General features: G+C 71.3%; 19 protein-coding genes. 11 read left to right on the top strand and 8 right to left on the bottom strand.

Going from position 1 to position 23,795, the window contains the following annotated elements:
• Nucleotides 1-45: 45 nt before the first annotated feature.
• Nucleotides 46-870: a carbon-nitrogen hydrolase family protein gene (locus OKJ99_RS25300; protein ID WP_326019782.1), complete on the bottom strand. Its 825-nt coding sequence runs from the start codon at nucleotides 868-870 to the stop codon at nucleotides 46-48.
• A gap of 37 nt (nucleotides 871-907) precedes the next feature.
• The gene (locus tag OKJ99_RS25305) at nucleotides 908-2,257 is read right to left on the bottom strand and encodes an MFS transporter (RefSeq protein ID WP_326019783.1); all 1,350 of its coding nucleotides are present in this window, start codon (nucleotides 2,255-2,257) and stop codon (nucleotides 908-910) included.
• Nucleotides 2,258-2,422: 165 nt separating this feature from the next.
• Here OKJ99_RS25305 and OKJ99_RS25310 point away from each other — a divergent pair, with 165 nt between their 5' ends.
• Entirely contained in the window at nucleotides 2,423-3,109 is a 687-nt protein-coding gene (locus OKJ99_RS25310; protein ID WP_326019784.1) for a DUF2848 domain-containing protein, read from the top strand.
• A 67-nt stretch (nucleotides 3,110-3,176) separates the two neighbouring features.
• Here OKJ99_RS25310 and OKJ99_RS25315 read toward each other — a convergent pair whose 3' ends face one another.
• Nucleotides 3,177-4,265 carry a glycoside hydrolase family 76 protein gene (locus OKJ99_RS25315; RefSeq protein ID WP_326019786.1) on the bottom strand — a complete coding sequence of 363 codons (1,089 nt, stop codon included), beginning with the start codon at nucleotides 4,263-4,265 and terminating at the stop codon, nucleotides 3,177-3,179.
• A 345-nt stretch (nucleotides 4,266-4,610) separates the two neighbouring features.
• Between OKJ99_RS25315 and OKJ99_RS25320 the strand changes: the two genes are divergently transcribed.
• From OKJ99_RS25320 to OKJ99_RS25335, 4 genes are all read left to right on the top strand, one after another.
• Entirely contained in the window at nucleotides 4,611-5,582 is a 972-nt protein-coding gene (locus OKJ99_RS25320; protein ID WP_326019788.1) for a DUF998 domain-containing protein, read from the top strand.
• 381 nt (nucleotides 5,583-5,963) lie between these two features.
• On the top strand, nucleotides 5,964-7,325 hold the full coding sequence (locus OKJ99_RS25325) for a bifunctional o-acetylhomoserine/o-acetylserine sulfhydrylase (RefSeq protein WP_326019790.1): 1,362 nt from the start codon (nucleotides 5,964-5,966) through the stop codon (nucleotides 7,323-7,325).
• 5 nt (nucleotides 7,326-7,330) lie between these two features.
• The gene (gene metX, locus OKJ99_RS25330; RefSeq protein WP_326019791.1) at nucleotides 7,331-8,473 is read left to right on the top strand and encodes a homoserine O-acetyltransferase MetX; all 1,143 of its coding nucleotides are present in this window, start codon (nucleotides 7,331-7,333) and stop codon (nucleotides 8,471-8,473) included.
• Between the two features lie 90 nt (nucleotides 8,474-8,563).
• Complete coding sequence (locus tag OKJ99_RS25335) at nucleotides 8,564-9,385, top strand: DUF1684 domain-containing protein (protein WP_326019792.1); 822 nt, start codon at nucleotides 8,564-8,566, stop codon at nucleotides 9,383-9,385.
• A 40-nt stretch (nucleotides 9,386-9,425) separates the two neighbouring features.
• On the opposite strand, the gene OKJ99_RS25340 is transcribed toward OKJ99_RS25335, so the two are convergent.
• From OKJ99_RS25340 to OKJ99_RS25360, 5 genes are all read right to left on the bottom strand, one after another.
• The gene (locus tag OKJ99_RS25340) at nucleotides 9,426-10,463 is read right to left on the bottom strand and encodes an aldo/keto reductase (protein WP_326019793.1); all 1,038 of its coding nucleotides are present in this window, start codon (nucleotides 10,461-10,463) and stop codon (nucleotides 9,426-9,428) included.
• Between the two features lie 66 nt (nucleotides 10,464-10,529).
• On the bottom strand, nucleotides 10,530-11,561 hold the full coding sequence (locus tag OKJ99_RS25345; protein ID WP_326019794.1) for an aldo/keto reductase: 1,032 nt from the start codon (nucleotides 11,559-11,561) through the stop codon (nucleotides 10,530-10,532).
• 101 nt (nucleotides 11,562-11,662) lie between these two features.
• The gene (locus OKJ99_RS25350; RefSeq protein ID WP_326019795.1) at nucleotides 11,663-12,901 is read right to left on the bottom strand and encodes an acyl-CoA dehydrogenase family protein; all 1,239 of its coding nucleotides are present in this window, start codon (nucleotides 12,899-12,901) and stop codon (nucleotides 11,663-11,665) included.
• Nucleotides 12,898-13,896 carry an LLM class oxidoreductase gene (locus tag OKJ99_RS25355; protein WP_326019797.1) on the bottom strand — a complete coding sequence of 333 codons (999 nt, stop codon included), beginning with the start codon at nucleotides 13,894-13,896 and terminating at the stop codon, nucleotides 12,898-12,900. Before OKJ99_RS25355 ends, OKJ99_RS25350 begins: the two co-directional genes overlap by 4 nt.
• Nucleotides 13,893-15,155, bottom strand: a complete 1,263-nt coding sequence (locus OKJ99_RS25360) for an LLM class flavin-dependent oxidoreductase (RefSeq protein ID WP_326019799.1) — start codon at nucleotides 15,153-15,155, stop codon at nucleotides 13,893-13,895. The genes OKJ99_RS25355 and OKJ99_RS25360 overlap by 4 nt, the downstream gene beginning before the upstream one ends.
• An 805-nt stretch (nucleotides 15,156-15,960) precedes the next feature.
• Between OKJ99_RS25360 and OKJ99_RS25365 the strand changes: the two genes are divergently transcribed.
• Genes OKJ99_RS25365 through OKJ99_RS25390 form a run of 6 tightly spaced genes read left to right on the top strand, consistent with a single transcriptional unit; the run spans nucleotide 15,961 to nucleotide 23,619 of the window.
• Nucleotides 15,961-17,019, top strand: coding sequence for an LLM class flavin-dependent oxidoreductase (locus tag OKJ99_RS25365; protein ID WP_326019800.1), 1,059 nt, complete (start codon nucleotides 15,961-15,963; stop codon nucleotides 17,017-17,019).
• Nucleotides 17,016-18,356 (top strand): NtaA/DmoA family FMN-dependent monooxygenase, encoded by a 1,341-nt coding sequence (locus OKJ99_RS25370; protein WP_326019802.1) that lies wholly within the window; start codon nucleotides 17,016-17,018, stop codon nucleotides 18,354-18,356. The genes OKJ99_RS25365 and OKJ99_RS25370 overlap by 4 nt, the downstream gene beginning before the upstream one ends.
• A gap of 4 nt (nucleotides 18,357-18,360) precedes the next feature.
• On the top strand, nucleotides 18,361-20,076 hold the full coding sequence (locus OKJ99_RS25375) for an ABC transporter substrate-binding protein (protein ID WP_326019803.1): 1,716 nt from the start codon (nucleotides 18,361-18,363) through the stop codon (nucleotides 20,074-20,076).
• Nucleotides 20,073-21,053 carry an ABC transporter permease gene (locus OKJ99_RS25380; protein WP_326019804.1) on the top strand — a complete coding sequence of 327 codons (981 nt, stop codon included), beginning with the start codon at nucleotides 20,073-20,075 and terminating at the stop codon, nucleotides 21,051-21,053. The genes OKJ99_RS25375 and OKJ99_RS25380 overlap by 4 nt, the downstream gene beginning before the upstream one ends.
• Nucleotides 21,053-21,919 (top strand): ABC transporter permease, encoded by an 867-nt coding sequence (locus tag OKJ99_RS25385; protein ID WP_326019806.1) that lies wholly within the window; start codon nucleotides 21,053-21,055, stop codon nucleotides 21,917-21,919. Before OKJ99_RS25380 ends, OKJ99_RS25385 begins: the two co-directional genes overlap by 1 nt.
• Nucleotides 21,916-23,619 carry an ABC transporter ATP-binding protein gene (locus tag OKJ99_RS25390; protein ID WP_326019808.1) on the top strand — a complete coding sequence of 568 codons (1,704 nt, stop codon included), beginning with the start codon at nucleotides 21,916-21,918 and terminating at the stop codon, nucleotides 23,617-23,619. The genes OKJ99_RS25385 and OKJ99_RS25390 overlap by 4 nt, the downstream gene beginning before the upstream one ends.
• The last annotated feature ends 176 nt before the right edge of the window (nucleotides 23,620-23,795 follow it).

The following is a 23,795-nucleotide window of genomic DNA, read 5'->3' on the forward strand; positions in this document are numbered from 1 at the left end:
AGGGATCCCTGGACACCGACCCGGGTTACCCCCCCCCCGGCCGTTTCACTTCGGGTAGGTGATCACCGAGTCGTCGCGCCCGAGCCTGCGGTTGGCCAGTACGGACGTCTTCTCGCGCACCCGGTCGACCTCGGCGACGTCCAACTCCGCGACGAGGAGGCCGGGTTCCGCGCCGAGGGCGTCGCGCACCGTGCCGTCCGGGCCGACCAGCATGCTGTGACCGATGCCCGTCGGGGCCGTGCCGGCGACGCTGATGCCGCTCGCCGCCGGGTCGGCCTGGTCCACGGCCGCGACCCAGACCGTGGCGTCCAGGGCCCGGGCCCGTACGAGGAGTTCCCACTGCTCGCGCTTGCCGGGGCCCGCGCCCCAGGACGCGGGGAGCAGCGTGGCGACCGCGCCCGCGTCGGCGTGGGCCCGGAAGAGTTCGGGGAAGCGGACGTCGTAGCAGGTGGCGAGGCCGAGGCGGACGCCGTCGACGTCGATGGTGACCACCCGCGTACCGGGGGCGACGCTGTCGGACTCCGCGAAACCGAAGGCGTCGTAGAGGTGGATCTTGTCGTAGGTCGCCTCGACGCCCGGCCCGGTCGCGAGCAGGGTGTTGGTCACCCGTCCGTCGTCGGCCGGGGTGAACATGCCCGCGACGACGACGATGTCCGCCGCCTCTGCGATGGCGCGCAGCCGGTTGGCCCACGGTCCTTCGAGCGGCTCGGCGAGCGGGGCGAGGGGTGTGCCGAAGCAGGCCATCGCCGCCTCGGGCAGGACGACGACGCGGGCGCCCGCGTCGGCCGCGCGCCGCGCCTGCTCCTCGATGAGGTCGAGGTTCTTGGCCGGGTCGGGCCCGGTGGTGAGCTGGCTCAGAGCGATGCGCATGAGGTGTCCCTCCTGGTAAGGCGGTTGGTGTGACGGTTCAGGCATTCGCCTGGGCGACCAGCTCCGCGTCCTCGTCCGTGGCCGCCTCCGCGTCGCGACCCAGCAGGAGCCCGGTAATGGTCACGACCGCGGTGACGGCGACGTAGATCGCGAGCGGAACCCAGCTGTCGAACGAGCCGAGCAGCGCCGTGAACAGCAGCGGAGCGATCGCGCCACCGATCAGACCGGCCAGCGTATACGCGAGGGAGGACCCCGTGGAGCGCAGCCGCGGCGAGAACTGCTCGGCGATGAACGCGGCCTGCGGTCCGTACATCAGCGAGTGCAGGATCAGCGCGACGATCACACCGAGGACCAGCAGGCCCCACGAGCCACCGTCGACCATGCCGAAGAAGACGAACGGCCACACACCGGCAGCGACGGCCGAACAGCCGTACAGCAGACGGCGGTTGATCCGGTCGGACAGGGCGCCCGCGAGCGGGATCAGGACGATCTGAAGCGAGGAGCCGATCAGTACGGCGGCCAGCGCGGACCCCCGCGACATGCCCAGCTTGTCGGTGGCGTAGGTCAGCACGAACACGGTGAACAGCGCGTACAGCACGTCCGGGGCGACGCGGGAGAGGATCGCCGCGAGCAGCGCGCGGGGCTGGCGGGTGAGCACCTCGCGCACCGGAGCCTCGGGGCGGCTCTGCTCGGCCTCCATCGCCTTGAAGACCGGGGTCTCCTCCAGCTTCGCGCGGATCCACAGACCGAATCCGACCAGCACGCCGGAGACCAGGAAGGCGACGCGCCAGCCCCAGGAGAGGAACTGGTCCTCGGTGAGCAAGGCGCCGAGCGCCGCCAGGACGCCGTTGGCGAGGAGGTTGCCCGCGGGCGGTCCGACCTGCGCGGCGGAGGCGAAGAAGCCGCGCTTCTTCGGGTCGCCGAACTCGCTGGAGAGCAGCACGGCGCCGCCCCACTCGCCGCCGACGCCCACGCCCTGCGCGAACCGCAGCACGACGAGCGCGATGGGCGCGGCGACGCCGATGCTGCTGTGGGTGGGCAGCAGGCCGATCAGGAACGTGGCCGCGCCGATCAGCACGAGCGTCGTGATCAGCACCTTCTTGCGGCCGATCACATCGCCGAGCCGCCCGAAGACGATGCCGCCGAGCGGGCGCGAGACATAGCCGACGGCGTACGTGGAGAAGGCCAGCAGCGTGCCGGTCAGCGGGTCCTCGGAGGGGAAGAACAGGTCACCGAAGACCAGGGCCGACGCGGCGGAGTAGACCGCGAAGTCGTACCACTCCAGGGCGGTGCCGGTCAGGCTCGCGAAGAAGGCCCGGACGAGACCGGAGCGGTTCGGGGTGACGACCGGTGCGGCGGCCGGGCCGCTTGGGGAGTCTTGCAGCATTTCGGTCCTCGGTTCGGGGGACTTCGGCGGTCGGGGTGCGACATCGACGTTCGGGGAGACATCGACCTTCCGGCATACTTCTTGTATACAGGTCGTATGCGCAAGCCCTGAACGGGAAGTTAACCGCTTCGCAACCCTCCTACCTGCTCACCCCCGGAGATTTCCATGACGCTGCTCACCTTTGAACTCCCCGACGGCTCCACCCGCGACGTGCAGGTCGCCCAGGTCCTCAATGCCGGTTACGCCGGGCGCAGCCAGGACGACGTCGCCGCGCACGTCGCCGAGCTCGCCGAACTCGGCGTGCCCGCGCCGACCACGACCCCGGCGCTGTACCCGATCTCCCCCTACCTCGCGCAGCAGACCGAGCGGGTCGCGGTGCAGCACGGGCGGACCTCGGGCGAGGCGGAGTGGGCGCTGATCGTGGCACAGGACGGCGAGCTGCTGCTCACGGCCGCGTGCGACCACACGGACCGCGAGCTCGAGGTGCACGGCGTGGCCTGGAGCAAGAACGCGAGCCCGGACGTGCTGGCCCGCCGCGCCTGGCGCCTTTCAGACGTGGAGGGCCGCCTGGACGACCTGACGCTGCGCGCCTGGGTCACGGTGAACGGCGAGGAGTCCCTGATCCAGGACGGCACGCTCGCGGAGCTGCTCACGCCCTCCTACTGGGCCGACGTGCTGCGCGAGCGCGGCGAGCTGCTCCCCGGCACGGTGCTGATCTCCGGCACGATTCCGATGGCCGAGGGCGTGGACCAGTTCGGCGAGGCCTGGCGGGTGGAGCTGTCCGACCCGTCGGCCGGTGACACCATCACGCTGGCCTACGCGGTGACGCCGCTGCCGGTGCCGATCGGCTGAGCGGGGACGCGGCGGACGAGGGTCGGGTGCGACACCCACGGCGTGCGCACCCGACGGGAGGATCCGGTCAGTAGGTGGCGGCCGTCAGCGCGTCGAGCGCGCTGTGCTGGCGGGCCGCGTCGGCCTTGTCGAAGGGGCCGTTCCAGTGGAAGCCGTAGTAATTGCCGCTGCGGTCAAGGGTGTTGAGGGCGTCGGCCTGACGGTCGATGAAGCCGGAGTACGGGTGGTCGGGCAGGGTGCGGTTCAGCGCGCCGAGGCCGCGCATGTACGCCCCCTTGAACGACGGGCCGTCGGCGCCGCCGTCCGTGTCGTCGTCGTTGGGCTCGGAGAGGATCCCGCCGGGCGCGAGCAGCGGTGAGGCGGCGACCGCGTCCGCGATCTTGCGGCCCTTGGTGAGGACGGCGTTGGAGCCGGTGGCCTTGTGCAGCTCGACGAGGCCGCCGAGGATGACGCCCTGGTTGTACGTCCACGTGGTCGACTCGCCCGTGTTGACGCACGCGTCGTTGAGGCCGTCGTTGATGAGGTTGTCCTTGTTGATCAGCTTCTTCGACTGGAACCAGCTCCAGACGTTCTGCGCCCGGCCCAGGTACGTCGAGTCGCGGTCGAGGCGGTTGTGGATGCCCGCCGAGAGCGTGATGAACAGTTCGTTGGTGATGCTGTTCTTGTATTTGTGCTCGTAGTTCCACCACACCCCGCCGCCGCAGGTGTTGTCGTGGTGCTTCCACATGTGGTCGGCGTCGGCGATCGCGGTGTCCAGATAGCGCTTCTCGCCGGTGAGGTCGTACGCCCTCAGCCAGGCCAGGCCCCACCAGCCGGTGTCGTCGAGGTACTCGTTGCGGAACTGGCCGTCCTTGGCGTCGACGTTCTTCTCGTAGATCCGGTCGGCGATCTTCTTGATGTCATGGCCGCCCGTGTCGCCGGGGGCCTGCCAGAAGTCGAGGAGCGCTTGCAGGTCGTTGGCGTTGTTCCACCAGCCGGTGCTCTCGAAGGCGCCGGTGTCCGCGTTCCACCAGGTCATCAGGCCGTCCACGGCGTCCACCGCGTCCTGGTGCCGGTCGGCGCGCGGGGCGGCGGTGGCGGGGCCCGCGGCCAGCAGGCTCAGGCCGAGGGTGGTGGCGGTCAGGAGGAGGGAGAGCCTTCTTGTACGGGTGCGCATCGTGCGGTCCCTTCGGAGCAGCGGAACTGACCGGCGTGGCACGGTCACCGCTCCCGTCGAGCGTCTGACATCGTTGTCAGAACGTGGACGGACGGCGCCGCGCCCTGAGAACGAAACCAGGTGCCATTTTCACCGTCAACCCTGGTGCACCACACGGCACTTGACCCTTCATGCGGCATCGAGCGATCAGCCAGAGATGACGAGGAGCCGCCCACCGCATCCGCCGAAAGTCGCTCCGCGGTATACGTTCGGCTATTTGTGGCCGAAGGCCCGTAGCCACTCGACCGGCCAGGTCAGCCGCTCGGCCGACGCGTGGGCACCCCCGGTGTCCGTAGCGTCGACGGCATGAGAAACAGCATGCCGGCGGTGGGACTGTTCTTCCTCGCGCCGCTGGTCGGCGAGATGCTCCTCGGCGCCACCTCCCTCGACGCCCTGGCCCTGCTGCCGGTCCTCGCCCTCCTCTACGGCAGCGGCGCCCTGCTCATCCGCGAGCTCGTCTTCAGGACCGGCCGCGGCTGGGGCTCCATCCTGCTGCTGGGCGCCGCGTACGCCCTGCTCGAAGAGGGTCTGCTGGACCAGATGCTGTTCAACGCCGACTACTCCGGCAACTACGACATGGTCAACGTGACGCACATCCCGCTGCTCGGCACCGGCGCCTACGGACTCATCTCCGTCCTGGCCGTGCACGCGCTGTGGAGCATCACCGTGCCGATCGCGCTCATGGACGCCCTCGTCCCGCAGCGCGCGGCGCGTCCGTGGCTCGGACGGACCGGTCTCACCGTCACGGCCGGGCTGCTGGTGCTGGGAGCCGTGGTCGTCGGCTGGGGCAGCTACGACGACAGCGGTTACATGGCCCCGTGGCCGCTGCTGGCCGGCACGGCCGTGGTGGTGGCCGTGCTCGTGGCCACCGCGTTCCTGATCCCCCGCCCGCACGCCGGGCTCGACTCCCGGGGAGCGCCCCGGCCGCTGTTCGTCGGCGTCGCCTCGTGCGCGGCCACCAGCGCGTTCTGGCTGGTGCTTCAGCCGAGTTGGCCGGGTGTGGCCGCCGCGCTCGCGATCGCCGTCGCGGCCGGGGGACTTCTCCACTACTGGGCACGCGCGCGTGACTGGGCGCCTCCCCACACCTTCGCCCTGGCCGCCGGTGCCACGTTGACCTACGTCTGGGTCGGCTTCGGCCAGGACCCGGACCAGGGCTCGGCGGGCACGGTCAACCTCGTCGGCCACGTCCTGCTGGCCGTCGCCGCGGTCGCCCTGCTCTGCGTCGCCGCACGGCGCGTGCGCGTGCGGTCCCGTCGGCAGGAAGCGGCACGCGGATAGGAACGCACGGCGTCCCACGACTCCGCGGCAACGCGGCATCGCGGCAACACGTGCGGAGGCGTGGGCGGTTGTGCCGGGCCTCCGCGATTCCGATCATCCGGTTCACCTGTCGCCGGGTGATCTGGTGCGCCGGGGCCCGTGTGTGGTTACCTGGCTGCATGACCGTGCTCGTGACCCGCCGCCACGTCGACTACGTGCGTGTCACCACCACGGGTTGTTGCGCCGCGAGCTGACGCCGCGCTCCGGCTGCTGAGCAGCCCGTCTTTCTCTTTCTCGCTTTCTTCCCACCGCATCGCGCTGCCCGTCGCCCCCTTCGCGGGGCGCGGCTCGCGGTTCCGCGGTCCCTTCGCGTTTGCCGTCTCCGCACAAGGGAGCACCACCATGAGCCAGCCCATCGACTCCGTGACCGCAGGACACACCCCCGACGACGCGCCCGCCGGGCCCGACACCTCGGCCTGGTCGTTCGAGACCAAGCAGATCCATGCCGGTGCCGCGCCCGACCCCACGACCGGGGCGCGGGCGACGCCGATCTACCAGACGACGTCGTTCGTGTTCCGCGACACCCAGCACGCCGCCGACCTGTTCTCGCTGGCCGAGCCCGGCAACATCTACACCCGCATCCACAACCCCACCCAGGACGTCTTCGAGCAGCGCGTCGCCGCGCTGGAGGGCGGTGTCGCCGCCGTGGCGCTGGCCTCCGGGCAGGCCTCGGAGACCCTGGCGATCCTCACGCTGGCGAGCGCGGGCGACCACATCGTATCCAGCACCTCGCTGTACGGCGGCACCTACAACCTGTTCCGGCACACGCTGCGGAAGCTGGGCATCGAGGTGTCCTTCGTGGACGACCCGGACGACGCCGAGTCCTGGCGGGCCGCGATCCGGCCCAACACCAAGGCGCTGTTCGCGGAGACCCTGGGCAATCCGCGCGGTGACGTCCTCGACATCCGGGCGGTCGCGGACCTCGCCCACGAGGCGGGCCTGCCGCTGATCGTGGACAACACCGTCCCGACTCCCTATCTGCTGCGCCCACTTGAGCACGGAGCGGACATCGTCGTGCACTCGGCGACCAAGTTCCTGGGCGGGCACGGCACGACCATCGCGGGCGTCGTCGTCGACGGCGGCACCTTCGACTTCGGGGCACACACCGACCGGTTCCCCGACTTCACCGAGCCCGACCCGAGCTACCACGGCCTCCAGTACTGGCCCGCGCTCGGCCCCGGCGCCTTCGCCGTCAAGCTGCGGGTGCAACTGCTGCGCGACCTCGGCCCCGCTCTCTCCCCGCACTCCGCCTTCCTGCTCCTCCAGGGCGTGGAGACGCTGAGCCTGCGCATCGAGCGGCACTCCGCGAACGCGCTGGCGCTCGCCGTATGGCTGGAGCAGCGCGACGAGGTGGCCGCCGTCCACTACCCGGGACTCCGCTCCAGCCGCTGGTACGAGGCCGGGCAGAGGTACCTCCCGAACGGCGCGGGCGCCATCGTCTCCTTCGAGCTGCGGGACGGCATCGAGGCCGGCAAGCGATTCGTGGACGCCGTCGAGCTGTTCAGCCAACTCGCGAACATCGGCGACGTACGCAGCCTCATCATCCACCCCGCCTCCACCACCCACAGCCAGCTCGACGAGGACCAGCTGGCGGCCACCGGCGCCTCCCCCGGTCTGGTGCGCCTCTCGGTCGGCATCGAGAACCTCGCCGACCTCAAGGCGGACCTGGAGGCCGGGTTCCGCGCGGCCAAGGGCGCGTCCTGAACTCCGTGCTGACACCGTCCCAGGTCCCCCTCCCGCCGGCCTCCGGGGCCTGGCGGGAGGGGGACCCGCCCGGGCGCCGCCAGTGGTACGAGCGGGAGCGGCCGCTCCCGCTGGAGGCCGGGGGCGAACTGCCCCGGCCGCGCCTCGCGTTCGAGACCTGGGGGCGGCTCGCGCCGGACCGGTCCAACGCGGTGCTGGTGCTGCACGCCCTCACCGGCGACAGCCATGTGGCGGGACCCGCCGAGCCGGGTCACCCCACCCCGGGCTGGTGGGACGAGCTCATCGGGCCGGGGCGGGCGCTCGACACGGACCGCTGGTTCGTCGTGGCACCGAACGTGCTCGGTGGCTGCCAGGGCAGCACCGGACCCGCCTCGCCGGGCCCCTCCGGTCGGCACTGGGGCGGCGGCTTTCCGTATCTGACGCAACGTGACCAGGTAGCAGCCGAGGCCGACTTGGCCGACGCGTTGGGCATCGACCGCTGGGCCCTGGTGGTCGGCGGTTCGATGGGCGGGATGCGGGCGCTGGAATGGGCGGTGTCACACCCCGAACGCACGGACGCGCTCCTGCTGCTCGCCACGTCGGCCGCGGCGAGTGCCGAGCAGATCGCCTGGGCGAACATCCAGCTGCACGCGATCCGCTCCGATCCGCACTGGCTCGGCGGCCACTACCACCACACGGGCAGGGCTCCGCACGACGGGCTCGGCCTGGCCCGGCGGCTCGCCCATGTCACCTACCGCAGCGAGCCGGAGCTCCAGGTCCGCTTCGGCCGCTCGTCCCAGGGCGCGGAGGATCCCTGGAGCGGCGGCCGGTACCAGGTCGAGTCCTACCTCGACCATCACGCGGCCAAGCTGGTGCGCCGCTTCGACGCGGGCAGCTACGTCGTGCTGTCCGAGGCCATGAACAGCCACGACATCGGCCGCGGGCGTGGCGGCACGGCCGCCGCGCTGAGCCGGGTGACGGCCAGGACCCTCGTGGCCGGCGTCGACTCCGACCGTCTCTACCCGCCGTCCCAGCAGGCGGAGTTGGCGGCGGGCATCGGCACGGCGGACGCCCCGCGGGTCATCGAGTCCCCCTACGGCCACGACGGCTTCCTCATCGAGGCGGAACAGGTCGCCGCACTCGTCAGGGAACTCCTCCACGGGCCGTGACAGGTTCCCACCCCTCCCCGAAAGGCAGCACGCATGTCGCCTCGCGGACGGCTGGGGCACCCCGCTTCCCTTCGACTTCTAGGAGCACACATGACCGTCCAGGATTCCCCCACCGGCAACGACACCTTCGCCACGGAGTGGGAGGCGTGGCACCAGCAGAAGGACACCGCGCTCGCCCATGAGCACGGATTTCTCGCCGTCACCGGCCTGCACTGGCCGACCACCGTCCCTCAGCGCTTCCCCGATACGCCCGGCACCTGGTCGACGGGCGACGACGGCGTCACCGTCGTGCTCGACGACGGGGAGGAACTCGTCGTCGACGGCGCCCCGGTGCGCGGGCGGCACACGTTCACCGACATCCCCGAACGCGGCGGCGTCAATGCCGGCTGGGGAGACGCGGTGATCGAGATCGCCAAGCGCGGCGGCCACCACGTGATCCGCCCGCGACACCCGCGGCATCCACTGCGCACCGCGTTCACCGGGACACCCGCGTACGCGCCCGACCGGCGCTGGGTGGTCACCGGCACGTACGCCCCCTTCACCGAGCCGCGACCGACCACCGTGGGCGCCGCGGTCGAAGGGCTGCAGCACGTCTACGACGCACCCGGCAGCATCCGCTTCCGGATCGACGGCAGGGCACTGGAGCTGACCGCCTTCAACGGGAGTACCCCGGGCGGCCTTCTGGTGCTGTTCACCGACGCGACCTCCGGCGTGACCACGTACGCGGCCAATCGCGCGCTGCGGGTCGACGCCCCGGGACCCGACGGCACCGTGGTGCTCGACTTCAACCGCGCCACCAACCTGCCCTGCGCCTACACCGACTTCGCCACCTGCCCGCTGCCGCCGGCCGAGAACCGGCTCCCGGTGGCGATCGAGGCCGGGGAGCGGATCCCCCACGAGCGGCGGGCCTGATCGTCCACCGCCAGGACCCGCTTTCCCGGCCGGGATCGACTCAGACGCGGACCCCGGTCCCATGGATGCCGTGCCGGTCGATGAGGGCCAGTTCCTCATCGGTCAGCGGAGGGAACTCCAGGGCCCGCACGTTGTGATCGAGCTGCCAGGTCGAACTGGCCCCGATGAGCGCACTCGTCACCTGCGGCTGGCGCAGCACCCACTGCAGGGCGAGCTGCGCGAGGGACTGGCCGCGCTCCCGGGCGATCTCGTCGAGCGCGCCGGCCCGCTCCCGGTAGGTGTCGTCGATGTCGTCCGCGGACAGGAAGGTGCTGTTGAGCGCGCGGGCGCCGGCCGGGATGGTCCCGTCGAGGTACTTGTTCGTCAGCAGTCCCTGGGCGAGCGGGCTGTACACGACGAGGCCGAAGCCGTCCTCGGCGGCGAGCTTGATCAGCCCGCCGGTCTCCGGCCTGCGGTCGAAGATCGAGTACCGCGGCTGGTGGACCAGGAGCGGCACCCCGGCGGCGCGGAGCAGCTCCGCCGCCTGGTGTGCCGTCTCCGCGGGGTAGTTGGAGACACCCACGTACAGGGCCTTGCCGGACTGGACCGCGCTCACCAGCGCGCCGACGGTCTCCTCCAGCGGCGTCGAGGGGTCCGGCCGGTGGCTGTAGAAGATGTCGACGTAGTCGGTGCCGAGGTCGCGCAGACTGTGGTCGAGGGAGGAGAGCAGCGACTTGCGCGAGCCGCCCTTGAGGTACGGGCTCGGGCCGAGCGGGTTGCCCGCCTTGGTGGACAGGATCAGCTCGTCGCGGTGGTGCGCGAGGTCCTTGCGGAGCACCGTGCCGAAGAACTTCTCCGCGGCGCGGTGCGGGGGGCCGTAGCGGTTGGCGTTGTCGAAGTGGGTGATTCCCAGGTCGAAGGCGTGCAGCACGATGTCGCGCTGGACGTCGGCGGGGTAGTCGGTGCCGAACTTCTGCCACAGCCCGAGGGAGAACGCGGGCAGGTCGAGACCGGAGTTCCCGGTGCGCCGGTACTCCAGGTTCTCGTAGCGGTCCTCGGCTGCCTGGTACGTGGTGCCGTAGGACTCGGGGACGGCCATGAATGTGTCGCCTTTCCAGCGGAGGGTGGTGGGGGTGGTTCAGGTGGTGAAGGGTGCTTCAGGTGGTCAATGGCGGACGCGGCGCCGGGCGGCGGGATCCAGGGCTGGCAGGTCGCGCCCGGTGTCCCGCTCGATGAAGTGGGTGCCCGGTGCGACGATCTCGTCGATCCGGTCGAGCACCGCGTCGTCGAGCACGGTGTTCGCGGCCTTCAGATAGGCGTCGAGGTGTTCATGTGTGCGCGGCCCGATGATGACGCTGCTCACCGCCGGATGGTTCAGCGCGAAGGCCAGCGCGAGGTCGACGAGGCCGAGACCGGCCTCCTCCGCGAGGGCCGCCAGGGCGTCCGCCGCACGGAGCTTGCGCTGGTTGTGGGGCTGGGAGATGTCGAAGCGCCCCGGGATGAGGTCCGCGCGGGCCGACGCCGGCTGCTCGCCGCCCGTCCGGTAGGCGCCCGACAGCCAGCCCGCCGCGAGCGGCCCGTAGCTGAGGACGCCCAGGCCGTACTCCTCGGCGACCGGCAGGGTGTCCCGCTCCACGGTGCGCACCAGCAGGGAGTACGGCACCTGCTCGGTGTGCGGGGCGATCAGCCGGTGCTCCCGCGCGAGCCACTGGGCCTCGACGAGCCGGCTCGCGGGGAACACGGAGGTGCCGTAGTAGCGGATCTTGCCCTGCCGCACCAGGCCGTCGAGTGTCTGGAGCGTCTCCAGCAGATCGGTGTGCGGGTCGGGCCGGTGCGCCTGGTACAGGTCGATGTGGTCCGTGCCGAGCCGGCGCAGGCTGTCCTCCACCGCCCGCGTGATCCAGTGGCGGCTGCCGCCGGCCCGGCGGCGGTCGTCGCCGATCTGCCCGTGGAACTTGGTGGCCAGGAACACCGAGTCCCGGCGGCCCTTGAGGGCCTTGCCGACGATTTCCTCGGACGCGCCCTGCCCGTACACGTCGGCCGTGTCGATCGCGGTGACGCCCGCGTCCAGGGCGGCCGCGACGATCTCCAGGCTCCGCGCCTCGTCGGTCCACCGGCCGAGGTTCATCGCGCCCAGGGTCAGCGGGCTCGTGATGACCCCGGTGCGGCCGAGCCGCCGTGTCTCGTCCAGTGCCATGGTGTCCTCTCGTAGTGATGTGCGGCTCGTAGTGATGTGCGGTGCGCCGAACAACCTTGTAGCGACCCGGAGTTCGGGACAGCCGTGTAATAGGGCCGCGTTCAGAACAGGCCGCTGGTGGGTGGTTCCTCCGCCGCGAGGTAGTAGCCGCCGACCACGGCGGCCTTCCAGTCCCGTGGGTTGTGATTGGCCACGGTCCGCGCGTTGCGCCAGTGCCGGTCCAGGGCGTACTCCCGGCTGGTCGCCGATCCCTGCCCCACGTCGAAGAGCAACTCCGCGGCTTCCAGGGCCGATTCGACGGCTACGTACTGCGCCTCGGCCACCGTGACGGCAGCGGCGGCGCCTGCCGCACGCAGCTCCACCCGCGGCACGTGCCGGACCGCCTCCAGCGCCTCGGCGGCGAGCAGCACCGCGGACCTGGCGGCGTGCGCGCGGGCCGCGATCCTTCCCACCGCGTGCCGCACATACGGGTCGTCGACGCTCCGGTCGGCCGTGCTGTGCTTGATCGGGCGCGCCTTCTCCCGGCCGAACCACACCGCGTCATCGCGGGCCGACGCGGCGATCCCCGCCTCGACACACGTCAGATAGAGCTGGGCGAACGACCCCTGCCACGGGTGCGGAGGCTCCTGTTCGCGGAACCGTACGAGCCCTCCCTCGGCCAGCGGCGCGTCGGTCAGCCGCGTGCTGCCGCTCGCCGTGAGCCGCTGGCCCACCGCGTCGAAGTCGTCGAGCAGTTCGACGCCCTCGCCGTCGGTGCGGACGGTGAACCTGACCACGGAACCGTCCTCGTCCACGGCGGTGCCGCTGAACCAGTCGGCGTACAGGCCGCCCGTGCTGTAGTACTTGACGCCATTGACCACGTGGCGCGCGCCCTGTCTGCGTACCGTCGCGGACACCGAACCGCTCGCACCGCCGGTCCGCTCGTTGCTGGTCCCGGCGAACAGCTCCGCACGCCACAGCCGTTCCAGGTTCAGTTCCCGGTTCGCGAGGTCGTGGCGCGTGGCCACCTGATGGGCGGTCAGAAAGCTGGCGCGTAGGGCCTGGGCGACATTGGAGTCGGCCCGGGCCACCTCGATCACCGCCTCGGCGACATCGCGGAGAGTGCCGCCCGCGCCGCCGTCCTCCTCAGCGATGCCGATGAGGAGCAGTCGCGCCTCGGCCAGCGCCCGGACGTGCGGGAACGGGTGGTCCCGGGTTCCCTCGCGCTGCCGCGCGGTCGCGGCGAGCTCGGCGAGTACGGGGGCGATCGCGGCGCGGATGCCGGCGACGGTGGGTGCCGCCGCGGCACCGGGGTGGTCCGGTGCGGTGGCGGGTGACGCGCCATCCAGGGTCTCCGTCATGCGGCGGCTCCGATCGGTTCGGGCAGGCCGAGGGCGGCGCGCAGGGTGTCTCCGGGTGCGGGCTCAAGCCGTGCCACGAGCGCGGGGAGTGTGGCGAGCAGCCGTTCGGGCTCGTGGGGCGCGGCGAGTTCGAGGCCGTCGAGGCCGTGGCGTGCGGTCCAGCCGGCCAGTGCCGCCGCCGTCTCCTCGGGTGAGCTGACGCTGTACGGCAGCGAGGTCCGGCCGAGCAGTGCCAGGTCCGCTCGGCGGCGCCCGGCGCGTGCGCACGCCTCGGCGAGACGCGCCGCCGCCGCGGGCGCCTGGTCCTCGGTGACGACGAGCACGTCGGCCGACGCCGCGATGTCCGCCCAGTCCAGGGTGTCCCGCGTGTCCGCGACGAGGACAGGCCTGCCCTGCGGTGAGGTCGGGCCGTCGAGCGGTCCCGCCACCCGGTAGAAGCGCCCTTCGTGACCGAGCGGGGAGATCAGCGAGTCCTCCGCGAAGACCCCGGTGGCCTGGTCGCCGAGGAGGGCCGAGGCGGGGAAGGTCTCCCACAGGCCGGTCAGCACCCGCGCGTACTCGGCCCACCGCGCGGACCGGCCGGAGGCGTTCGACTCCGGCACCGGCACCGGCACTGGCACTGGCACCGGCACCCGCTCCGGATCCCGCTCCAGCACCGCCACGTCGCTCACCTCGTCCCCGTCGCCCGCCCGCAGCACGAGACCGGAGCGGCCGTCGGTGGCCCGGTCGAGCGACAGCAGTCGACGAGCGAGGTTGTAGGGCGCGTTGCGGGACGTGGGTGCCTCGGCGATCCATCGGAACTCCGGGAGGAGCCCCGCCAGATAGGCGGCGACGGCCGTCGGGTCGAGCGCCCCGTCGCGACTGCCGTCCGTCAGCCGGACGGCGGTCGCTCCTGCCGCGTGGGCCGCCCGCACGAACTCGATGGTCCCCGCCAGCGGAGTCGCGTCGGACGGGGAGATCTCCGGCGTCAGGCCGAGAATGACGGATCCGGTCATGCGGTCCTCTGCTTCCTGGGCTGGGGAATGCGTTCGGCCGACGCGAGTGGTGCTCGCGGCAGGCCGCGCGCCGGGAGGCCGAGGTGGCCACGCAGCGTCGATTCCGTGTAGTCGTGCCGGAACAGGCCCCTGCGGCGCAGTTCGGGGACCAGCTGTTCCACGAAGTCGTCGAACCCGGAGGGCAGGACGTCGGGCATCACGTTGAAGCCGTCGGCGGCGCCCTCACGGAACCACCGCTCGATGTCGTCGGCGACCTGCTCCGGGGTGCCCACCACGATGCGGTGGCCGCCACCTCCGCCGAGCCTGCGCAGCAGCTGGCCGAGGGTCGGGTTCTCCTGGTCGATGATGGACTTCACGATCCGGTAGAAGGTCTGCGAGCCGCCTGCCCGGCCGGGTTCGACCAGCCGTTCACGCGGGAGCGGTTCGTCGGCCGCGAGGCCTTCCAGGGAGAAGCCGAGCTGGCCCTCTAGGCGCCGCCGCGCGTACACCTCGGGCAGCAACTCGTCCAGCAGCTCGCGCCGTTCGCGGGCCTCCCGCTCCGTGGATCCGAGCACGGTCGAAAGGCCCGGAAGGACGACGACGTCCTCCGCGCGGCGCCCGGCGGCCACCGCTCCCGCTCTGATCTCGGCACGGAAGGCGCGGGCGTGCGCGAGGTCCTGGTCGGCGGAGAAGATGACCTCGCCCACCGCGGAGGCGAGCCGCCGCCCGTCCCCCGATCCCCCGGCCTGTACGAGTACGGGACTGCCCTGCGGGGACACCGGGCGGGTGCGCCGCGACCACCGGTCGACGACGTCGTGGACGAACGCCTCCGCCCGCCGGTAGCGCCAGGCGTGCTCGGGCTCCTCGTCCCTGCCGAAGTTGCGGGCCGCCGCGGCCCCTGCGGTGGTGACGACGTTCCACCCGACCCGGCCGCCCGACAGAACGTCCAAGTCACCTACCCGGCGGGCGAGTTCGACCGGATCGTTGTACGTCGAGGAGAGCGTGCCGATCAGTCCGACGCGCTCGGTGACGGCGGCGATCCGCGCGAGCACGGTCGTCGGTTCGAGGTTGTTGCCGGGACGGTGGCGCAGGTGCGGTTCGACCACGGGGCCGTCGGCGAGGAACACGGCGTCGAGCTTCGCGGCCTCGGCCCTCCGCGCGATCGACGTGTAGTGCTCGATGCCGTAGCTGGCCAGCGGGTCCGATCCCGGCAGCCGCCACGAGCCGCCGAACACACCGGCGTTGAGGATGTTGACGTTGAGATGCAGCTGTCGTGTCACTGCTGTTGTCCCTTCACGGAGCGCCGGTTCACACAGGGCTCCTTGGGGTCTGCCGGCCGCACCAGGCCGCACCGGGCCGCACCGGGGCAGCACACATCCCGGCAGAGGGAAGGCGGAAGGCGGAAGGCGGGAGGCGCCAGGAAAGGCGTTATCGATCGACCGCGTCAGGGCCGACGGTGAGGACACCCGATGACAGGTGCGGCGCCGGCCCGGAAGGCCGGATCAACACTGCGCGCTGGAAACCCTGAGCAGGTCGACACATCGCTCACTGGTGAGAAGCGGGTCCCGGCTCATGGGCCCAGAGTCTGTGGTGCCTCCATCGACCTTGTCAACGGCGATTTCGGCACCGCCCCGCCGCCGCAAGAGGCCTGACACACCCTTGCCATGAGCCCGCAACAGACGCACCGGCCGAGCCGTCCACCGCGGCCGCATCCCCGTGCCGGAGCTCGGAGTTCGTGGCCCGGGACATGGTTGACAAGGTTCGCCGGTCCGCCACAGACTCTGTGCCCATGAACCTCCTGGACCCCCTGCTGACCAGCGAACGCTGCGTCGACCTGCTGAGGGTTTCCAGCGCGAGTTGTTGATGAACCTCGCGGCATGATCCATGCCGCGGCCCGCGGCCTCCGGCCGTCCGGGCCCTTTCTGTACGGATACACCGACGGCCCCTGAAGTGGTGCTGCGCGCCGCCTAGTTGAGTGCCTGGCGCGTACGACCCGGTGCCGCATCCCGTCGTTGTGATCCGCCGCGCCGCGGGCGCGTCCACATCCCCGCGTTGTCCCCTCAACTCTCGAACGGACATCGATTCATGGCATCCCTGACCCCCGCCATCGGAGCGGGAGTGCCGGACGGCCGACCCTTCCGGCTCGCCTTTCTGCTGCACCTCGACTCCGACCTCACTCCCGCCGAGGCGTACCGCCAGGCCATCGAGCTGTTCGTGGCCGCCGAGCAACTCGGTTACGACTCGGGCTGGGTGATTCACCGTCACTTCCGCCAGGGGAACGAGCATGTCTCCGCCCCGCTCGTCCTGCTGGCCGCGATCGCCGAGCACACCAGCCGGATCCGGCTCGGCACCGGCGTGTTCATCCTGCCGCTCGCCGACCCCCTGGCCGTCGCCGAGGACGCGGCCGTGCTCGACGAGCTCAGTGGCGGACGGCTCGAACTCGGCGTCGGGTCAGGGCCGTTCCCCACCGCATGGGAGGCGTTCGGCCGCAGCCTCGACGACAGGCACCGGCTGTTCGACGAGAGCGTGGCCGCACTGCACGGGACCCTCGAAGGACGCCCGGTCAACACTGCTGGTGAATCGCTTCATCCACCGGGTGCGGGCGTGCGGCAGCGGCTGTGGCAGGCGACGACGAGCGAGCCGACGCGGGCCGTCGACTCGGCCGTCGCCGCCGCCAGGGCCGGTGACGGGCTGCAGCTCTCCCGGGCCGGCGACTGGTCCGGCCGGCAGGACACGCGGCAGCAGGCCGACATCGTCGCCACGTACCGCGAGGCCGCGGCCGGGGCGGGGTACGAGCCGCGCGTCCAGATCTCCCGCGCGGTCTATCCGCACCCCGACCGGGCCACTGCGGTCCACGCCGTCACACCTGGTGTGCACCGCTGGCAGTCATGGGCCTCGAAGCGCCGTGATGTCGCCGAGCTCGGCGTTCAGGAGTACCTGGAGCGCGACCGGTCGCTGCTCGGGCCCGCCGAGGCGCTCGCCGAGTCCCTGGCCGCCGACCCGTCCCTCGCGGGGGTCACCGACCTGCTCGTCAACTTCGTCCCTGGTGTGCCCGCGTTCGACGAGCATCTCCGGTTGCTCGCCGCCACCGCGCAGGAGGTCGCGCCGCTGCTCGGCTGGCGCCCGCTCCCGGACCCGTCATGACGGGCTTTCACCTCAACCTCTCGCTGCTGACTCCCGGGCACTTCCGGCAGGCCTGGCGGCTGCCCCACGTCGATCCCCGGGCCCACCTGGACATCGGCCACTTCGAGCGACTCGCGCGGGCCGCCGAGGACGCGAGCATCGACGCCGTCTTCCTCGGCGACGGTCCCGCCCTGGGGCCGGGCATCGAGAACGCGCCGGGCACCGGGCTCGACCCGCTGATCCTGCTGGCCCATCTGTCCGGGAGCACGGACCGTCTCGGCTTCGTCATCACCAGCTCGACGACGTACAACTCGCCCTACAACCTGGCCCGTCGGTTCAACGCGCTCGACCATGTGAGCAGGGGACGTGCCGCGGTCAACATCGTGACCACCGCGACTCCCGCCGCCGCGGCCAACTTCGGTCTGGACAGGCATCTGGACAAGGAGACCCGTTACCGCCGGGCCCACGAGTTCCTCGACGTGGTGACACGGCTGTGGGACGCGTGGGAGCCGGGTGCCGTCGTCGGCGACAGGGCGAGCGGCAGATACGCCGACGTGAACCTGATCCATGCCATCGACCACCACGGCGAGTTCTTCTCCGTACGCGGCCCCCTGCCGGTACCCGCGGGTCCGCAGGGCCGACCCGTGATCGTCCAGGCCGGAGGCTCGGAGGGCGGCCTGGGACTCGCGGGCGAGTTCGCCGATGTCGTCTTCACCGTGGCCCAGACCCGGCCGAAGGCGGTCGCGTTCCGCCAGGACATCCGGCGGCGCGCCGCGGCTGCCGGACGTCGGCCGGACGACGTCAAGATCTCGCTCGGCGTGGTCGTCCTCGTGTCCGAGACCGAGGAGGAGGCCCGGCGCCGTGAGCGGGAACTGCACGGGACCCTCCCGTTGGAGACACTCGCCGCGGCCGTCATCGCCGACCTCGGTCTGCCCGCGGACGCGTTCGGACCCGACGACGTCATCACGGTCGACGACCTGCCGGACGCTCCACCCCAGGCAGCGTTCTCCGTCGGCTTCAGCGAGTCGACGCGTGCGCTGATCGCCGAACGCCCCATGACTCCAAGGGAGTTGGTCCACCGCTCGGCCGGTGGATCCGGTCACCGCCTCCTGGTCGGCTCCCCCGCACGGATCGCGGACGACCTGGAGGACTGGTTCCGCGCCGGAGCGGCCGACGGCTTCACCGTCATGCCCGCCGACACCGCAGTCGACTTCGAGAACTTCACCAGGCTGGTCGTTCCGATCCTCCAGGAACGCGGACTGTTCCAGAAGGACTACCCGGCCCCCACGCTCCGCGAGCGATACGGCCTCCCCCGACCTCGGCAAGCCACCACCGTCCGCCCACCCCTCACGAGGTAACGCCATGTCCGACCTTCGCACTTCCATCGAGCGTGCCGCTCCGCGGCGCAAGAAATGGCCCTGGGCCGCGGGCGCCGTCGCCGTCGTCCTCGTCGCCGCGAGCGGGCTCGCCCTCGCGCGCGGCGACGACTCCGGTGGCCCGGCCGCCGGTGACGGCACACCCGTCCGCGGCGGCACCCTCCAGTTCGCGCTGATCGACTACCAGCGCAGCCCGGACCCGCAATGGGGCACCAACTACGCCGAGTCCCTCATCGGCGACAACATCACCGACAAGCTGACCTGGCAGGACCCGGACACCGGGAAGATCACGCCGTGGCTTGCGAAGTCGTGGGAGTACAACAAGGACCTGACCGAGTTCACCTTCCACCTGCGCTCCGACGTCACGTTCAGCGACGGCACCCCGTTCGACTCGGAGGCGGTCAAGGCCAACTTCGACCAGTACGTGCGCGGCGACCGGAAGCTGGGGATCCTCCCCAACGGCGCGCCCCTGCTGCCCGGTTACATCGAGACGCGGACTCCCGACGAGCACACGGCCGTCATCCGCTTCAAGAAGCCCCTCGCGAGCTTCCTCCAGGCCTCGTCGTTCACGGCCAACGCGGGGCCCGGCTTCCTGTCGCCCTCGACGCTGAAGCTCAGCGCGAAACAGCGGACGGACGCGACCAAGGTGATCGGCACCGGCCCGTTCGTGTACCGGTCGTGGAAGCCGCAGGTGAGCACCGTCCTGACCAGACGCAAGGGCTACGCCTGGTCCCCGCCGGCTCTGAAGCACCGCGGCGAGGCGTATCTGAACAAGCTGGTGTTCAACACGATCCCGGAGGCCAGCGTCCGGACCGGCTCGCTGGAGTCCGGCAGGCTCGACGCCACGCTCGACGTGGGCACCACGGACGAGAAGCCACTGGCCGAGCAGGGATTCAGGATCACCCACAGGGCGGTGTCCGGCACCCCCATCGTCTTCAACCTCAACTCCGGTCTGTTCCCCACCAATGACCTGGCGGTGCGCAAGGCGATCCAGCTCGGCTGGAACCGGGACGCGCTCAAGAAGACGGTGCTCACCGACTCCTACTCGGTGGCGACCTCGATCCTCGAACCGTCGGTCCACGGATACCAGGACTACAGCGGCTCGGTCCTGAAGTACGCCCCTCAGAAGGCCAAGAAGCTCCTCGACGACGCCGGCTGGAAGGTGGGCCGGGACGGAATCCGCGTCAAGGACGGCAAGAAGCTCGTGGTCAAGCTGCTCGGCATCAACAACCTCGTGGTGAACAAGCCGGCCTACGAGGCGATCCAGCAGGACCTCAAGAAGGTGGGCATCGACCTGCGGCTCACCGTCGTCCCGATCCCGGACTACTCGGCCAACCTCGCCAAGGCGAAGGACGACTGGAACGTCACCGCGAGCAACCGCTCGCGCAACGACCCGGCGGCCCTCAACCTCCAGTACAACCCGGAGCTCGGCAACGTCTCCTACGTCAGCAAGGACTCGACCGGAGTGGACGCCGACGAGGTCACCAAGACGCTGGGCAAACTCGAACTCACCCTGGACCCGGACAAGCGCAAGCGGTACGCCAAGGCGGCGCAGGACCTCCTGCTCGACAAGTACGCGCTGGTGAACCCGGTCTACAACCCCTCGCAGGTGATCGCCCAGGCGGACTACGTCCACGGGATCATCTTCGACGCGCAGTCGCGCAACCACTTCGTCAACACCTGGAAGAGCAAGGGGAAGTGAGCGACGTGCTGCGCTACCTCGCGCTGAAGGTCGGACGGGCCGTGTTCGTCGTCTGGGCCGCCTTCACCCTCACCTTCGTCCTGCTGTTCGTCCTGCCGGCCAACCCGGTGGATCTGCTCTTCGACCCCGCCGAACTCAACACCATCACCCCGAAGGTCCGCGAGCAGGTGGCGGACAGCTACGGCTTCAACAAGCCGGTGCTCCTGCAGTACCTCGCCCGCCTGGGGCACGCGCTGACCGGTGACTTCGGCAACTCGGTGCAGTCGGGCCGCGGGGTCACCGCCACGATCGCCGACGTGCTGCCGAGCACCCTCGTCCTCGCGTCCGGCGCCCTCGCCCTGGCGCTGCTCGTCGCCTTCGTGATCGCGCTCGTCGCGACCTCGACCCGCCGGGCCTGGGTGCGCAACCTCGTCGAGGCGCTGCCGTCGGGCGCGGTCTCGGTGCCGGTCTTCCTCTCCGGCATCCTGATGCTGCAGATCTTCTCGTTCCAGCTGGGCTGGTTCCCGGCCTTCGGCGAGGGCGGGGCGAGGAGCCTGGTCCTGCCGGTGATCACGCTGGCCATCCCGGTGCTCGGGCCGATCGCCCAGCTCCTCGTGCGCAGCTTCGCCACCGAGTTCCGCTCCGGGTACGTGACGACGAGCTGGGCGAAGGGGGCCACCCGTAGCGGCATCGTCGTCCGCGACGTCTTCCGCAACGCCAGCCTGCCGGCGCTCACCATCGCCGGCATCACGTTCGGCAACCTGATCGCCGGGTCGGTCATCACCGAGACCGTCTTCGCCCGCGAGGGCATCGGCCGGATGACGCAGGCCGCGATCAACACGCTGGACGTACCGCTGGTGCAGGGCATCGTCGTGGTCGTGGCGGCCACCTTCGCGGTGATCAACCTGATCGTCGACCTGATCTACCCGCTGCTGGATCCGCGACTGCGGGCCTCGCTCGCCGTCGGCCCGCCCCTGGCGGCCGGAGGAGGAAAGTGATGACCGTCCAACTCGCCGCCCCCGCCCGGCCGGGACCGGCGGGCCCGCTCGTCAGGCGCCTCGGTGAGCTCGCGCAGCAGCCGTTCCTCGTCCTCTCGTGGGTCGTCGTGCTGCTCGTGATCGGCTGGGCCGTCGCCCCCGGCCTGTTCACCTCCTACGGCCCCAACTCCGGTGACACCGCCGCGAGTTTCGCACCGCCTGGCGCGGAGCACTGGTTCGGCACCGACCGGCTGGGCCGGGACCTGTTCGCCCGCACCGTGTACGGCGCGCACACCACCCTGACCGCGACCCTGCTGGCCGTCCTCGTGGCCTTCGGCATCGGCACGGTCCTCGGGCTGATCGCCGGCTTCGGCGGCGGCCTCGTCGACACCGCCGTCATGCGGGTGGTCGACGTGTTCCTGGCGATCCCCAGTCTGCTGCTGGCGATGGTGGTGGTCTCCGTCCTCGGCTACTCCACGCAGAACATCGCCCTCGCCGTCGGCATCTCCTCCATCGCGTCGTTCGCGCGGGTGATGCGGGCCCAGGTGCTCTCCGTCGTCACCCAGGACTACGTGAAGGCGGCCTACGGCCTCGGGGGCGGCCGGCTGCGGGTGCTGGTCCGGCACATCGTCCCCAACTCGCTGAACTCGGTGATCGCGCTGGCGGCGCTCGAAGTGGGAACGGCCGTGCTCGCGGTCGCCTCGCTCGGCTTCCTCGGCTACGGCGCACCGCCGCCGCAGCCGGAGTGGGGCCTGCTGGTGGCCGAGGGCCGCGACTACGTGGCGGTCCACCCCTGGGCCTCGATCATGCCGGGTCTCGCGCTCGCGCTGGTCGTCATCGCGACCCACCGCATCAGTACCTCGTACCGGAAGGAGCACCACCGATGACCGACGCGCCCGCCCCGCCCGGTGAGGAGCAGGATCCGCTGCTGCGGATCACCGACCTCGCGATCGACTACCGCACCGGGCGCCGCCTGTGGACACCGGCCGTCCGGGGGGCCCAACTGCGGGTGGATCCGGGCGAGTTCGTCTCGCTCGTCGGAGAGTCGGGATCCGGCAAGACGACCCTGGTCCAGGGCGCGCTCGGGCTGCTTCCCGCCTCCGCGCGGATCCGGTCCGGCTCGATCCGCTACTCCGGCGTCGACGTCACCGGCTGGAGCGACCAGCGCATGGCGCGGGTGCGGGGCAACTACGTGGGCTTCATCCCCCAGGACCCCAACACCTCGCTCAACCCGGTCAAGCGGATCGGCCGCCAGGTGATCGAGGCGGTCCGGTTCAACGCGCCCACGGCACAGAGCGCGGCCCAGTACCGGGAGGCCGCGCTGGACAGCCTGCGCACCGCGGGCCTCAAGGACGTCGAGCAGGTCTTCCATCAGTACCCGCACGAGCTCAGCGGTGGCATGAAGCAGCGTGTGCTCATCGCGATCGCGTTGGCGGGCAAGCCGGAGATCATCGTGGCCGACGAGCCCACCAGCGCGCTCGACGTGACCGTCCAGAAGACGATCCTCGACCACCTGGTACGGCTGCGCGAGGAACTGGGCATCGGCATTCTTCTGGTCACCCACGACCTCGGAGTCGCGCTGGACCGCTCGGACCGGATCCTGGTCATGCAGGACGGCCGGATCGTGGAGGAGGGCCCGGTGCGCCAGGTCCTGGACCACACCACCCACGCCTACACCCGGCGGCTGCTCGACGCGGCTCCCGCGCGGCACGCGGAGCGACTCGAGCCGACGTCGGGCGCGCGATCGGTGCCGGCCGCCGCGCCGCCGGTCCTGCGGGCGAGCGCGCTCACCAAGGCGTACCGGTTGCACGGCGGCCGGGGCGGGAGTCGGCAGCTGCGGGCGCTGGGCGGGGCCGACCTCGTCGTACGCAAGGGCACCACCCACGCGATCGTCGGCGAGTCCGGGGCGGGCAAGTCGACGCTGGCGAGTGTCCTGGTCCGGTTCACCTCGGCCGACAGCGGCACGGTGCACATCGGCGACCGGGAGCTGACCGGCCTGGATCGCAGGCGGTTGCGGGAGGTCCGCCGGGATCTGCAGTTCGTGTTCCAGAACCCGTTCACCTCGCTCGACCCGCGGCTCACCGTCGGCAAGCTCATCGCCGAGCCGCTGCGCGCCTTCGGCCTCGCGACGAGCAAGCGGGAGCGGACGGCCCGGGTGGTCGAGCTGCTGACGGCGGTGGCGCTGGACGAGAGCCATCTGCACCGGCTGCCCGGCGAGCTCTCCGGCGGTCAGCGGCAGCGGGTCGCGATCGCGCGGGCGCTCGCGGTGAACCCCGAGATCCTCGTGCTCGACGAGGCGGTGAGCGCGCTCGACGTGTCGGTGCAGGCGCAGATCCTGCAACTGCTGGTCGATCTGCAGGCCGAGTTCGGGCTCAGCTATGTGTTCGTGACCCACGACCTCGGCGTCGTACGTCTGATCGCGCACGACGTCACGGTGATGAAGGCAGGACTCGTGGTCGAGACCGGCCCGGTCGAGGAGGTGTTCCGCTCGCCGCGGCACGCGTACACACGGGAGCTGCTGGCGGCCGTCCCGGGAGCCCGGGTCTCCGAACCACGCACCGGGGTCGAGGTCGGGGCGGCGCGCTGACGTCCCACAGGCGGGGCCCTTCGCTTGTCGACGTCGGGCTCCGAATGGCCGTGTCCGCCGAGAGGCCGCAGCATGGTGGGTGATGTCGTCGGTGTGCCAGGTGTGCCATTCCGGAGGCGGCTCCGCCCGACTCCTCCCCTTCAGGCCACACCCGCAGGGCCCCACGGCGTTTAGCG

Origin of the sequence: Streptomyces endophyticus, assembly GCF_035798155.1 — a bacterium.
In the GTDB taxonomy this organism is placed as follows: domain Bacteria; phylum Actinomycetota; class Actinomycetes; order Streptomycetales; family Streptomycetaceae; genus Streptomyces; species Streptomyces endophyticus.

Excerpts from the sequence above, each read along its gene's own strand:
- OKJ99_RS25300 (WP_326019782.1), bottom strand. The coding sequence starts at position 870 with ATGCGCATCGCTCTGAGCCAGCTCACCACCGGGCCCGACCCGGCCAAG.
- OKJ99_RS25305 (WP_326019783.1), bottom strand. The coding sequence starts at position 2,257 with ATGCTGCAAGACTCCCCAAGCGGCCCGGCCGCCGCACCGGTCGTCACC.
- OKJ99_RS25310 (WP_326019784.1), top strand. The coding sequence starts at position 2,423 with ATGACGCTGCTCACCTTTGAACTCCCCGACGGCTCCACCCGCGACGTG.
- OKJ99_RS25315 (WP_326019786.1), bottom strand. The coding sequence starts at position 4,265 with ATGCGCACCCGTACAAGAAGGCTCTCCCTCCTCCTGACCGCCACCACC.
- OKJ99_RS25320 (WP_326019788.1), top strand. The coding sequence starts at position 4,611 with ATGAGAAACAGCATGCCGGCGGTGGGACTGTTCTTCCTCGCGCCGCTG.
- OKJ99_RS25325 (WP_326019790.1), top strand. The coding sequence starts at position 5,964 with ATGAGCCAGCCCATCGACTCCGTGACCGCAGGACACACCCCCGACGAC.
- OKJ99_RS25335 (WP_326019792.1), top strand. The coding sequence starts at position 8,564 with ATGACCGTCCAGGATTCCCCCACCGGCAACGACACCTTCGCCACGGAG.
- OKJ99_RS25340 (WP_326019793.1), bottom strand. The coding sequence starts at position 10,463 with ATGGCCGTCCCCGAGTCCTACGGCACCACGTACCAGGCAGCCGAGGAC.
- OKJ99_RS25345 (WP_326019794.1), bottom strand. The coding sequence starts at position 11,561 with ATGGCACTGGACGAGACACGGCGGCTCGGCCGCACCGGGGTCATCACG.
- OKJ99_RS25350 (WP_326019795.1), bottom strand. The coding sequence starts at position 12,901 with ATGACGGAGACCCTGGATGGCGCGTCACCCGCCACCGCACCGGACCAC.
- OKJ99_RS25355 (WP_326019797.1), bottom strand. The coding sequence starts at position 13,896 with ATGACCGGATCCGTCATTCTCGGCCTGACGCCGGAGATCTCCCCGTCC.
- OKJ99_RS25365 (WP_326019800.1), top strand. The coding sequence starts at position 15,961 with ATGGCATCCCTGACCCCCGCCATCGGAGCGGGAGTGCCGGACGGCCGA.
- OKJ99_RS25370 (WP_326019802.1), top strand. The coding sequence starts at position 17,016 with ATGACGGGCTTTCACCTCAACCTCTCGCTGCTGACTCCCGGGCACTTC.
- OKJ99_RS25375 (WP_326019803.1), top strand. The coding sequence starts at position 18,361 with ATGTCCGACCTTCGCACTTCCATCGAGCGTGCCGCTCCGCGGCGCAAG.
- OKJ99_RS25385 (WP_326019806.1), top strand. The coding sequence starts at position 21,053 with ATGACCGTCCAACTCGCCGCCCCCGCCCGGCCGGGACCGGCGGGCCCG.
- OKJ99_RS25390 (WP_326019808.1), top strand. The coding sequence starts at position 21,916 with ATGACCGACGCGCCCGCCCCGCCCGGTGAGGAGCAGGATCCGCTGCTG.